Annotated in this window: 9 protein-coding genes, 10 tRNA genes and 2 pseudogenes; 10 read left to right on the forward strand and 11 right to left on the reverse strand. The window is 41.2% G+C overall.

What is annotated here, in order from left to right:
- Positions 1-84: 84 nt before the first annotated feature.
- Positions 85-381, reverse strand: coding sequence for a YfcZ/YiiS family protein (locus tag Xedl_RS06920; protein WP_074023104.1), 297 nt, complete (start codon positions 379-381; stop codon positions 85-87).
- A gap of 371 nt (positions 382-752) precedes the next feature.
- Here Xedl_RS06920 and fadL point away from each other — a divergent pair, with 371 nt between their 5' ends.
- Positions 753-2,063: a long-chain fatty acid transporter FadL gene (gene fadL / locus Xedl_RS06925; protein ID WP_074023105.1), complete on the forward strand. Its 1,311-nt coding sequence runs from the start codon at positions 753-755 to the stop codon at positions 2,061-2,063.
- 75 nt (positions 2,064-2,138) lie between these two features.
- Here the strand turns inward: fadL and mlaA are convergent, their stop codons facing one another.
- On the reverse strand, positions 2,139-2,891 hold the full coding sequence (gene mlaA, locus Xedl_RS06930; RefSeq protein WP_074023106.1) for a phospholipid-binding lipoprotein MlaA: 753 nt from the start codon (positions 2,889-2,891) through the stop codon (positions 2,139-2,141).
- A 361-nt stretch (positions 2,892-3,252) separates the two neighbouring features.
- A pseudogene (locus Xedl_RS33540) lies at positions 3,253-3,446 on the reverse strand (integrase); the annotation flags it as partial.
- A 121-nt stretch (positions 3,447-3,567) separates the two neighbouring features.
- On the opposite strand from Xedl_RS33540, the gene Xedl_RS06935 reads away from it, so the two are divergent.
- Positions 3,568-3,642, forward strand: a tRNA-Arg gene (locus tag Xedl_RS06935).
- Between the two features lie 378 nt (positions 3,643-4,020).
- Here the strand turns inward: Xedl_RS06935 and Xedl_RS06940 are convergent.
- Positions 4,021-4,278: pseudogene (locus Xedl_RS06940) on the reverse strand (DUF6246 family protein); the annotation flags it as partial.
- Between the two features lie 174 nt (positions 4,279-4,452).
- On the opposite strand from Xedl_RS06940, the gene Xedl_RS06945 reads away from it, so the two are divergent.
- The 5 genes from Xedl_RS06945 to Xedl_RS06965 all read left to right on the forward strand — a co-directional run bounded on the left by Xedl_RS06945 (position 4,453) and on the right by Xedl_RS06965 (position 9,175).
- The gene (locus Xedl_RS06945) at positions 4,453-5,400 is read left to right on the forward strand and encodes a glycosyltransferase family 9 protein (protein ID WP_074023107.1); all 948 of its coding nucleotides are present in this window, start codon (positions 4,453-4,455) and stop codon (positions 5,398-5,400) included.
- A gap of 173 nt (positions 5,401-5,573) precedes the next feature.
- Complete coding sequence (locus tag Xedl_RS06950) at positions 5,574-5,945, forward strand: YkgJ family cysteine cluster protein (protein ID WP_074023108.1); 372 nt, start codon at positions 5,574-5,576, stop codon at positions 5,943-5,945.
- 188 nt (positions 5,946-6,133) lie between these two features.
- The gene (mtnK, locus tag Xedl_RS06955; RefSeq protein WP_074023109.1) at positions 6,134-7,399 is read left to right on the forward strand and encodes an S-methyl-5-thioribose kinase; all 1,266 of its coding nucleotides are present in this window, start codon (positions 6,134-6,136) and stop codon (positions 7,397-7,399) included.
- A gap of 9 nt (positions 7,400-7,408) precedes the next feature.
- Positions 7,409-8,503, forward strand: a complete 1,095-nt coding sequence (gene mtnA, locus Xedl_RS06960; protein WP_074023110.1) for an S-methyl-5-thioribose-1-phosphate isomerase — start codon at positions 7,409-7,411, stop codon at positions 8,501-8,503.
- Between the two features lie 27 nt (positions 8,504-8,530).
- Positions 8,531-9,175: an L-fuculose-phosphate aldolase gene (locus Xedl_RS06965; RefSeq protein ID WP_074023111.1), complete on the forward strand. Its 645-nt coding sequence runs from the start codon at positions 8,531-8,533 to the stop codon at positions 9,173-9,175.
- An 88-nt stretch (positions 9,176-9,263) separates the two neighbouring features.
- Here Xedl_RS06965 and Xedl_RS06970 read toward each other — a convergent pair.
- The 7 genes from Xedl_RS06970 to Xedl_RS07000 form a co-directional block, all read right to left on the reverse strand.
- Positions 9,264-9,339: transfer RNA gene (locus Xedl_RS06970), tRNA-Val, on the reverse strand.
- Positions 9,340-9,361: 22 nt separating this feature from the next.
- Positions 9,362-9,437: transfer RNA gene (locus Xedl_RS06975), tRNA-Lys, on the reverse strand.
- 30 nt (positions 9,438-9,467) lie between these two features.
- Positions 9,468-9,543, reverse strand: a tRNA-Lys gene (locus Xedl_RS06980).
- Between the two features lie 30 nt (positions 9,544-9,573).
- Positions 9,574-9,649: transfer RNA gene (locus tag Xedl_RS06985), tRNA-Lys, on the reverse strand.
- Positions 9,650-9,695: 46 nt separating this feature from the next.
- Positions 9,696-9,771, reverse strand: a tRNA-Val gene (locus Xedl_RS06990).
- Between the two features lie 45 nt (positions 9,772-9,816).
- Positions 9,817-9,892 (reverse strand) — tRNA-Val (locus Xedl_RS06995).
- Between the two features lie 34 nt (positions 9,893-9,926).
- Positions 9,927-10,002: transfer RNA gene (locus tag Xedl_RS07000), tRNA-Val, on the reverse strand.
- Positions 10,003-10,272: 270 nt separating this feature from the next.
- On the opposite strand from Xedl_RS07000, the gene gltX reads away from it, so the two are divergent.
- The 3 genes from gltX (at position 10,273) to Xedl_RS07015 (ending at position 12,100) form a co-directional block, all read left to right on the forward strand.
- Positions 10,273-11,688: a glutamate--tRNA ligase gene (gene gltX / locus Xedl_RS07005; RefSeq protein WP_074023112.1), complete on the forward strand. Its 1,416-nt coding sequence runs from the start codon at positions 10,273-10,275 to the stop codon at positions 11,686-11,688.
- 194 nt (positions 11,689-11,882) lie between these two features.
- A tRNA-Ala gene (locus tag Xedl_RS07010) sits at positions 11,883-11,958 on the forward strand.
- A gap of 66 nt (positions 11,959-12,024) precedes the next feature.
- A tRNA-Ala gene (locus Xedl_RS07015) sits at positions 12,025-12,100 on the forward strand.
- Positions 12,101-12,208 lie beyond the last annotated feature (108 nt).

Consider the following 12,208-nt stretch of genomic DNA (forward strand, 5'->3'; position numbering starts at 1 on the left):
AGACAATGATTTACAATCTGTTACAAGAAATTTTCTCACTGTTTGGTATAGCAAAACAATGAGAAAACCGTTGTTTAGAGTGAATTAACGCAAGCCTAACTGAAAAATGAGGGCTTCTGCTTGACAACTAAAGGTAAAATCCACCGATAACTGCATTCCACCATCCACCGCTTCGATACTATGGCGTATAATACACGGATCAGATTCTACTGATTTTGCCTTTTCAATCAACATATTAAGCATAACTTCTGCTTCTTGCTCACTCGTAAAAATACACTGGTAAGAAGCGATACAATCTTCATTATCAATCACTGTTCCCACATCAACACAACAGCAAGCAGCCGTTTCTTCGGCACTGCAACGGTTAATAGCATCAGACATTTAATTTCTCTCCGGCTAAAAAAACTTGCTAATAATTCTACGTTCTCCTCACTACCGATAACCAGTATTTACGCTGTTTGGCATCATTTATCTCACGATTTATTGATCTGACCACGCCTACAGAAATCCGTTTACACTTCATTAACGGAAGCTGTCTACTTTTTGTTAAGCAAGTCCCAATTTAAGAATCATTTTAGTTATATTTAGAAAACATTCTTGCAACATATTCTATTATCAAGCCTATACTTCGTTCGCTGGTCTGATTTGTCATATTTGTCATTGTTGTCATTGCGACAAATCGACTCTACAATCCCGCGCTCTCAGCTACTTGAGTGGCATGTTAATAATAATTAGACAATGAGGTTTTGGTTATGGACCAGAAAAACCTATTTACACGTTCAGCGTTAGCAGTGGCGGTTGCAATCCTCTCATCCAACGCTAGTGCTGCTGGTTTTCAATTGAATGAATATTCATCATCAGGACTAGGCCGTGCATTTTCTGGGGCAGGTGCCGTTGCAGATAACGCTTCCGTAGGAAGTCGTAACCCTGCGGCCATGACCTTATTTAACACCCCATCGTTTTCTGGTGGTTTAGTGTACGTCAACCCAGATGTTGATATTACCGGTAAATCACCTGTGACTAGTCAGAGCACAGATGCTAAAAACATCGCACCACATGCCTGGATCCCAAACCTGCATTTTATCGCTCCAATCAATGATCAGTGGTATTTTGGCGCCTCAGCCGTGAGCAATTTTGGCTTATCCACAGAATTCAGTAATAATTATCCTGCTGACCTAATTGGTGGGAAGACATCACTCAAAACGTTGAACTTTAATCTAAGTGGTGCTTACAAATTTAATGATCAATTCAGCTTTGGCTTAGGTGTCAACGCTGTTTATGCCGATGCTGAAATCGTTCGTCATATGGGTGAAACAGGCCCTGCAACAGCCAAAATGACAGGATTTAATACCCAAGCAACGACTGAAGCTGCCAAATTGGAAGGTAAAGATTTGGGTTATGGCTGGAATGTAGGATTCCTATATCAGTATGATGAAAACAACCGCTATAGCCTGACGTATCGCTCCAAGGTCAAAGTTAAGTTCAAAAAGGGAGATTACAGCAATGAAATGCCAGCGCTGCTCCCCGGCGGCCTTGCTGGCAACACCATTAAAGGTACTCTGGATCTGAACTTACCCGATATGTGGGAACTTTCAGGCTATAACCGTGTTGCACCACAATGGGCAATTCACTATAGCTTCTTGTATACAGGCTGGAGCGAATTTAAAGAATTACGTGGTAAAAGCAAAGATTCCGGCGCTACCTTATTCCACAAAGACGAAGGCTTCCGCGATGCTTACCGTATCTCGCTAGGTACAACTTACTACTATGATGATAACTGGACATTCCGTACCGGTATCGCCTTTGATGAAAGCCCTGTGCCAGCCAAAAATCGTTCTATCTCAATTCCGGATCAAGATCGTTTTTGGTTTAGCTTAGGAACCACTTATGCGTTCAATAAAGATGCTTCCGTGGATGTTGGTGTTTCCTATATGCGCGGTAAGAAAGTACATGTTAGCGAAAAATTGAAAGAGGATATAATTGCTCCTTTCGATAGACCATATGAGTTTGATTCTAAAGGAACCGCATGGTTGTATGGCATAAACTTTAACTACTCGTTCTAATACGTGCTCTAACCGAATAACGTAACCTAAAAAAAGGATAGCACTCGCTATCCTTTTTTAATTATAGATACCTATTTAATCTATAGAATCCAATTCATCTTGAATAGTTGCCGCATTAGGATTATTTTCCGGCTCCAACTTACCGCCATTGGCCATAAAATCGTGGCGTTGGAAGTAAGCATCGCGCACCATCAAATAAGGATCCGAAGAGTTCTTTAATAATCCATCAGAATCCAGCAAGCGGGCACGGGTTTCTATACCCTCGACCATCCATTTTCCTACCGACATCCAGCCAGTGAGATAATACAGAACGGGATAAGTTATATCCGCAAAGTTACCACCTTCATCACGCAGAGTAAAACTTCCATAACCGGGCAGAACAACATAGGGGCCATACCCCACGTTATAGTATCCCAATGTGCTACCAAAACGCATCGGATCTTCTTTTATCAGTTTGGGGTTCGCCATAGAAGCAACATCAATAAGTCCCCCCATTCCCAACAAGGTATTCAAAAAGAAACGGTTAAAGTGTTTTGCACCTTCATGAACATCACCACGCAAAAAACTGTTGACCATGCTGGCGGGTTCTTCAAGATTACTCATAAAATTGCTAATACCATTTCGGGCAGGCATCGGCACATAATTACGCCAACCTACAGCAACAGGACGCAGTACATACGGATCGAGAACATCATAATTAAAGTTGAACATAGCACGGTTAAACCCTTCCAGCGGATCAGAACGTCCCTGTTCCATCGTATTCGATGAACTGGCACATCCCACAAGTAAGACTGCTGTAAGAGCAACCCCGCTCAGACTATACTTCATATTGTTCTCCATAAAATTATTTTTAGATATTAACTATCGCGTTATATACCAGCTATTGCACCCAATATGTAAAATATACTGCCAATCTTTCATTAATGGTAATCTTTGATTTCGCAATCCTCTTCGATGGTGACATTTCTCAGAGAATGGGCACCGAAATATTTCATTTAATTTCAATTGTTAATTAATTGTTAATCTCTATTCGCTTGTTATTGGGCGAAAATAGGTTTATGAGATTGAATGTTGTTGCAGTAATGTTAATTCAAACGAAATATGGAGAATAATAAAATAAAAAAATTCATTCTTCTTTGCCTGTTGGCAGGCTCTACTCTTTTAGCCTCAATGCAGACTTATGCTATGTTCTGCTCGATAACCAATTAACAACCGAACGTAATTGAGTTAAAAGCACCCTGGCTTTTTTGGGATTTTCCTTTTCTTGCTTGTCGAAAATTCAACCCAAGATGCTACAGATATGGCAGCAATTGGTGTACACGGGAATTGTGTGGACATCGTGTTGTACACGGCAGACCTATAAAGTATTTGAGTATTAGGCTCTTATGTGCTCAATGGCAAGTGAATGAACCGACTACAACTAAAAACAAACAGAAACAAATAAAGGTAAAAAACTTGATTAAAACAGGCAGGAAGAGATAAGATATAAACAAAGTAGTAAAAAGTCCCCTTAGTTAAATGGATATAACGAGCCCCTCCTAAGGGCTAATTGTAGGTTCGATTCCTGCAGGGGGCGCCAAATGAACCTCTCTCACAGTCTATTCAAGTCAATTAATCCTAGTAAAATCAATAAACTCATTAAATCCCTCATCTATCGAAGTCTAGTGGTGTCTTTCTAAATCTCTACAATTTTTCTATACAAGATTGGTGATTTATGAAGCTGACAGACTTGACAATCAAGCGAGCCAAACCAAAGGAAAAAGCCTATGTCTCTCACTATATAAAGAGCCGCTGATAGATTGGCAGCTTTGGAATGAAGTTAAAACACAGGCATTTAGTCGCAAAAGGTGTGTCAAAACATCAGGTGAAACAGGTAATTAAATCGTTATTTTCAACCCGCGAGAACGCTAAAGCTCACGATTCGCAGATGATCCCCTGTGTTGTATCGATAAGCGCTTTAGTCTTCTGTCTCACACATATTGTAATGCGGGATTAAGGCGCCTAAAAAATCTTTTGCCAGTGAATGACAGGGGATTCTTTTGTGATATTTTAGGTCATTAGTACGCTGAACATCAGCATCAATAACGGCATCATACTCCTCATGAGGGAAGCCCTTCTCATCAGGAAACTTGGCTTTCAGCATCATCTGGAACTCGGTCATCGTTAACTGTTCAGCCTCTTCGCGTGACATATTGAAATGAGTGCGAGCCGCATTCTAAAATGCAAGTTTCATTGTCATTAAAATCGAAGACATGGTCTTTCATTCAGCTTATTCGCTCTTCTACTTAAAAAAAATCAGGAGCTGGAATTAAGGGGATTAAAAACGGACTTAATTCTGCTATCATTAAATTAATTTAAACGATATAACTTTTAATTTTGATCATATCATATGAAAATAGCCATATTACGTAGAAATGGATTTGGTGATCTCATTTGCACTCAGCCATTAATAAAGTTTTTACAGAAAAGATATCCCAACGCAGAGATCAGCCTATTTATAGATTCAGGTAATGCTGAACTTGCTTATTATTTGTGTCCTGAAATCAATATCTGCATTATCCCTAAAGGAAATAAATACCTGGCTATTATTAAAACTGCATTAGCATTTCGTCGGAAAAAATTTGATATTGCTATATCAGCCAAACCCACACCTATGAAGCTAAATAATCTATTCTTATGGCTATTAGGGGCTAAAAAACGCTATGCTGTTGTTACAGATAAGCATTGGCATGCAAAGTTAATTAACTATCCAGTGAATCAGGAACAAGTCAATGGTTACCATCAGGCATTAAAAGTATTGCGTACATTTTCACCTAATGAGAATGAATTATCTCCTGAGCTTTTCCCTTGTATCAATTTTAAAAATACCTTTCGTTCTATTGAACGGTACTCACCCATGATTTTATTTTCTGTATCTAACAATAGAAAATACAGCCTCATAAATAATGAACACCTCACTTTAATCGCGAATAAAATCCTTGAAAGTTACCCAGATACAAAATTTTTCATTTCCTCGTATAAGTCTGATATTCCTTTAGCTGAGGATTTAAAATCACGTATAGGAAAAAATAGTGAAGTCGTCGTATCTGATTCTCTGAGCTCTTTTTTATCTTTATTGAACAGCATGACACTCGTTGTTGTCGGTGATGGCGGTATTTGCCATTTAGCAGCCGCACTACAGAAAAAGCTTATTGCTTTTTACGGTGTAACAAAACCGGAAAACTGGGCACCACTGGCTAAAAAAGATAAATCTATCACATTATACGATCCTAAAAATGTCAACGATATTGATTTAGATAAGGTCTATCCAGCTATATTTTCTTTGCTAAAGGAATAATCTATTAAATAACTTAAATTACATCAAAAAGATATAAATTTATCTTGAAAATAAATATCATTTGACAACATAATTTATTTTTAAGGAGACTCACTTTCCATTGGAAAACGGGCTTTTGAGGAAAGGTTATTTTTCCTAAGTAAATACCTTAAACATCAGATAGCGACTCTGGTATGAGTAAGATGCTAATTTCTCAATCTAAGTTACAAGACAACCCCTGTATTAGCTGCGGTGCTTGCTGTGCATATTTTCGGGTTTCATTTTATTGGGCTGAAGCTGAGGATGGTGGCGGTACAGTTCCCGTATCTATGACCGAAAAATTAAATGATTTCAGGCGCTGCATGAAAGGCACAAACGAACCTCACCCCCGATGCATCAATTTATGCGGTGAAATTGGTAAATCGGTTTCCTGTTCTATCTATGATAACAGACCCTCACCTTGCAGAGAATTTCCCCAAGCCTGGGAAACAGATGACTATAATGAAAGCTGCGATCGTGCCAGAGCTGCTTATGGCCTTCCTCCTCTGCCAAAACCTCAAACATAGTTGATACTCGTTTGATGTTAGTCGAATAAAAACAGAATATTTCACTCAATAGGAATTCGTTAGTCCCATCACAGACACCCTACTTTTGCATATCTATAGTTAACAAATGTAAATTTCATTACAGCAGAATGAGTTATCGCTGTGCAGTTTATGAACTTTCCTTCATGAAATTATCAGGATGAAAAATAATGTCTGCTCATCTCCCTACAGGGTATATCCCGCAAACCTGCGAATCTTTATCACATTATCTTGCTAAAAATTTACCAACAACCATTTCACCAGGCGGTTCCCCTGAAACCTGGCAAATTCAAGAAGTGGGTGATGGAAATCTTAATTTAGTATTTATTGTCTCTGGAAAAGAAAAAACGATCGTCGTAAAGCAGTCTCTGCCTTATGTACGGGCTGCGGGTGAATCATGGCCGCTTTCCCTTGTTCGTGTGCATTTTGAATATCATGCCTTGATTGAAGAAAGAAAAGTCGCCAAAGAATATGTTCCTGATGTCTATTTTTATGATGAGAAAATGTCTCTCTTTGTCATGGAGTACTTATCCCAGCACATCATCCTACGCAAGCGCCTTATTGCTGGAGAAAAGTTTCCCCATCTCGCCGAAGATATTGGCATTTTCCTTGCGAATACGCTGTTCCATACTTCCGATATTGGCATGGCTGGTAAAGAGAAAAAAAATCTTATTGCTTGCTTCGCTCATAATCATGAACTTTGTAAGATCACTGAAGATCTGATTTTTACTGAGCCCTATTTTAATGCAGAGAGAAATGACTGGACGTCTCCCCAACTTGACGATGAGATCGCCTCCATTTGGCAAGATCGAGCACTTATTCAAACCGCCATGCAGTATAAGTATCAATTCATGACACAAGCTCAAGCCTTGCTACATGGTGATCTCCATTCCGGCTCAATCATGGTAACGCCAAATTCCACCAAAGTTATTGACCCAGAATTTAGTTTTATGGGGCCAATGGCGTTTGATATCGGTAACTATATCGGTAATTTATTGATGGCTTACTTCGCCCAGCCAGCCCTGCGAGAAAATAATGCGCAATGCGTTGATTACCAAACATGGCTTTTCGGTCAAATAGAAACAACCTGGTCGGTGTTTGAACGCCATTTTCGTCAATTATGGAACGAAAAAGACATTGGGGATGCCTATCCTGTCGTGCTTTACCAACAAGGCACATTTGATGCTGCCTTTTTAAAAACAGTACAAGATGACTTTCTTGCTACCTTATTTAAAGACACACTTGCCTATGCTGGCTTAGAAATCAATCGGCGTATTGTTGGGTTTGCTGGTGTTGCCGATTTCAAACAAATTGAAAATCAAAACCAGCGTGCTATCTGTGAAAAACGGGCGCTAAAACTGGCACGAGAATTGATAGTCAATCGAGAAAACTATCCCACTTTTTCGCTAATTAGACGCTATATTGCGCAGTGTTAAGAGGTTGATATGAAAATTAATGGCACGCATTATCGTTCTGTTTGGCTCGCTGATGATGGTTATACCGTCGAAATTTTCGATCAGACAAAACTTCCTTTTGAAATACAGACTATTCAACTACGCACTATGCAAGATGCTGCCACAGCCATCAAAGAAATGTGGGTACGGGGAGCGCCTTTGATTGGTGCCGTCGCCGCATATGGTATGGCTTTGGCAATGCGTCAAGAAAGCAGCGATGAAAATCTGCGACAAGCTTACACTATGTTAGTGAAAACCCGACCTACTGCGATCAATTTAAAGTGGGCGTTGAATCGAACTTATCGGGCACTAGAAAATATCGAACATTCACAGCGTGAAGCAACGGCTTATCATATCGCCAATGAAATTGCAGATGAAGATGTGGAACTTTGTCGCAAAATTGGTGAACACGGACTAAAAATAATCCAGAATATCGCACAAACCAAACTAACAAGCGAAACGGTCAATATTTTAACTCACTGCAATGCCGGATGGCTCGCGACGGTAGATTGGGGAACCGCTCTGGCACCAGTTTATATGGCACATGATGCCGGAATTAAGGTGCATGTCTGGGTTGATGAAACCCGCCCACGTAATCAAGGAGGATTAACTGCTTTCGAATTAGGTTCACATGGTGTACCCCATACTTTAATTGCTGATAACGCCGGTGGTCATTTGATGCAACATGGCAAAGTGGATCTCTGCATTGTCGGCACAGACCGGACAACTGCCCAAGGCGATGTATGTAACAAAATTGGTACTTATCTCAAGGCATTAGCAGCTAAAGCCAACCAGGTGCCTTTTTACGTTGCCCTGCCATCCCCTACATTGGACTTTACCGTCTGGGATGGCGTAAAAGAAATTCCCATTGAGCAACGCTCAGGAGAAGAACAATCCCACGTATATGGCATCACACCCGAAGGGGTACGAAGCTGGGTCAATACAGTGCCACAAGGTACATCTTGCGAAAACTATGCTTTTGATGTTACGCCTGCTGAACTTATCACCGGATTGATTACTGAACGTGGGGTTTGTGATGCCAGTGCGGAAGGATTACGGGCGCTTTTCCCTGATCTGTGTGGGTAATCGTCATTATCATGCAAGGTAAAAATGATGAATAGAGCGCAAATCGCCCAAGAAATTATTGAAACTTGTCTCAAAATGAACGCACTTGGATTGAACCAAGGAACATCGGGTAATATCAGTGCCCGCTATCAAGACGGTTTTCTGATTACTCCCAGTGGTATAGCTTATGAAAAGCTAACCCCTGATCAAATCGTATTTGTCAGTAATCAGGGGAAATATGCAGCCGATAAGGTGCCTTCCAGCGAATGGCATTTTCATCTCTCTTGCTATCAAGTACGTTCTGATCTCAATGCTGTTGTACATAACCATGCGGTTAATGCCACGGCAGTTTCTATCCTCAATCATGCTATACCCGCTATCCACTACATGGTTGCCGTTACAGGCATCGATCATATTCCCTGCATTCCTTATGCCACTTTTGGGACGGCTGAACTAGCTGACAATGTAAAAAAGGGGATCGCATACAGTAAGGCATTATTGATGCAGCATCATGGCATGATTGTCATGGAAGTTAATCTGGAAAAAGCGCTATGGCTGGCCAATGAAATTGAGATATTGGCACAACTTTATTTGAAAGTGCTGCCAATACTGGAAACAGTGCCAATACTTTCTCCGGCAGAAATGCAGCAAGTTCTGGAAAAATTCAAGGGCTATGGATTAAAGGCAAAATAAGTGCGAGGTTATGTGTATCAACAGAAACAGTATTCAGGAGATATGGCTCTAAAGTAGGCGGGATCTGATAAGAAATGCCGGAATGAAGTGGTGGGCGATACCAGATTCGAACTGATGACCCCCTCCTTGTAAGGGAGATGCTCTACCAACTGAGCTAATCGCCCACTTCATATCTTGATACCTAAATGGTGGGTCGTGCAGGATTCGAACCTGCGACCAATTGATTAAAAGTCAACTGCTCTACCGACTGAGCTAACGACCCAATTAGGTAATTCTGATTTTGATATCTAAATGGTGGGTCGTGCAGGATTCGAACCTGCGACCAATTGATTAAAAGTCAACTGCTCTACCGACTGAGCTAACGACCCAATTAGATAATTTTGATTTTGATATTTGAATGGTGGGTCGTGCAGGATTCGAACCTGCGACCAATTGATTAAAAGTCAACTGCTCTACCGACTGAGCTAACGACCCATTCTAAATATCAGTGTGATACTAGATACGAAACAACCTAATGAAGTGGTGGGCGATACCAGATTCGAACTGATGACCCCCTCCTTGTAAGGGAGATGCTCTACCAACTGAGCTAATCGCCCACTTCACGATGACTATTAACGACATCAATACCACTGATTTATGATTGGTGGGCGATACCAGATTCGAACTGATGACCCCCTCCTTGTAAGGGAGATGCTCTACCAACTGAGCTAATCGCCCAATCATAAAATCATTTTTATCACTACGAGAAATATGGTGGGCGATACCAGATTCGAACTGATGACCCCCTCCTTGTAAGGGAGATGCTCTACCAACTGAGCTAATCGCCCCGTCGTGATGGAGTCGCATTATAGGGATAGTTCGAAGTGAGTCAACGCTTTTTATCACCAAAACAATCGTTCGTCGTAAAATTAAACAGAATGAAACAATTATAATCACGCAATGATATCATTTAAGCAGCTTATTTTAGCTTTTCTCAATAACCTGCCGTTAACGCCATTGAGGAATTGAAGTGCAGTGATAAAATAACCCCCACTGTTGTTACTTCAATCATCCAACACGCTCTCTAATAAAGAGAAACGTAATTAAGGCAATTCCTGATGAGTAAAATTAAAACCCGTTTTGCACCAAGTCCTACTGGCTATCTGCATGTTGGTGGTGCGCGTACTGCTCTTTATTCCTGGTTATACAGTCGCCACAATAAAGGTGAATTTGTTCTTCGCATCGAAGATACCGATCTGGAACGTTCTACCCAAGAAGCCATCGACGCAATTATGGACGGGATGAACTGGTTAAATCTGAATTGGGATGAAGGCCCTTATTATCAAACCAAACGTTTCGACCGTTACAATCAGGTGATTGATGAAATGTTGGAGCAAGATACTGCTTACCGCTGTTATTGTTCTAAAGAGCGTTTGGAACAATTGCGTGAAACTCAGATGGCTAATGGTGAAAAACCACGTTATGACGGAAAATGCCGTGATAGCGAGTGCCAGCACAGTCACGATGAGCCACATGTTGTACGTTTCCGCAATCCACAAGAAGGTTCTGTCGTGTTTAATGACAGCATCCGTGGCTCGATTGAATTCAGTAACCAAGAGCTGGATGATTTGATCATTCGCCGTACCGACGGTTCACCAACTTATAACTTCTGTGTGGTAATTGATGATTGGGATATGGAAATCACCCATGTTATTCGTGGTGAAGACCATATCAACAATACCCCACGTCAGATCAATATCCTGAAAGCACTCGGCGCTCCTGTCCCAGAATATGCCCATGTTTCTATGATCCTCGGCGACGATGGTAAAAAACTGTCCAAGCGCCACGGTGCAGTCAGCGTAATGCAATACCGTGATGATGGTTATCTACCAGAAGCACTGTTGAACTATCTGGTACGTCTGGGCTGGTCACATGGCGATCAGGAGATTTTCAGCGTTGAAGAAATGACTGAATTGTTTAGCCTTGATGCCATCAGCAAATCTGCCAGCGCGTTCAATACGGAAAAGCTGCAATGGTTGAACCATCATTACATCAATACCCTGCCAGCAGAGCAAGTTGCTGTACATTTAGCATGGCATATTGAACAGCAAGGTATTGATACTCGAACAGGTCCAGAACTGGTTGATTTGATCAAACTGTTGGGTGAACGCTGCAAAACACTGAAAGAAATGGCTGAATCTTGCCGTTATTTCTATGAAGAGTTTGCCGAGTTTGATGCGGATGCGGCGAAAAAACATCTGCGCCCAGTTGCTCGCCAGCCATTAGAAGTTGCCCGTGCGAAACTGGCAGCTATCACAGAATGGACACCTGAGAATATCCATCACGCTATTCAGGCCACGGCTGACGAACTGGAAGTAGGTATGGGTAAAGTAGGCATGCCACTGCGTGTTGCTGTAACAGGTGCTGGCCAGTCGCCAAGTGTTGATGTAACAATCCATGCTATTAACCAAGCACGTTCATTAGCTCGTATTGATAAGGCTCTGGATTATATTACTCAGCGTGAAGCGCAATAAATCGTCATTTATCGATATTGCGTCAAAATAATCTGAATAATAAAGGCACTCAATTTATGCAGTGCCTTTATTTTTGCTCTCCAAATTTGGTCACTGATGGCTTTTTCAGCGTTTACACAGAGAATGTTAATGAATTCATTGACAGAATTCTCTGGGTTTCATATGATTCGCCCCGTTCCACAGGATTTTGATTTGGGGCTATAGCTCAGCTGGGAGAGCGCTTGCATGGCATGCAAGAGGTCAGCGGTTCGATCCCGCTTAGCTCCACCAAATACTTATCTTATTGACTCATCAGAGTAATCAGTATTTGGTATTCAAAACCTGAACCACATTTGTGGGGCTATAGCTCAGCTGGGAGAGCGCTTGCATGGCATGCAAGAGGTCAGCGGTTCGATCCCGCTTAGCTCCACCAAAATTCTGAATCCCTGAAAGCGCGAGTTTTCAGGGATTTTTCTTATATATGCATTAGTTATCTGTATTAATGATTCAAGTAGAGGCTGATTGTCACCCTCCGTATGGT

This window comes from Xenorhabdus eapokensis, from assembly GCF_001908105.1.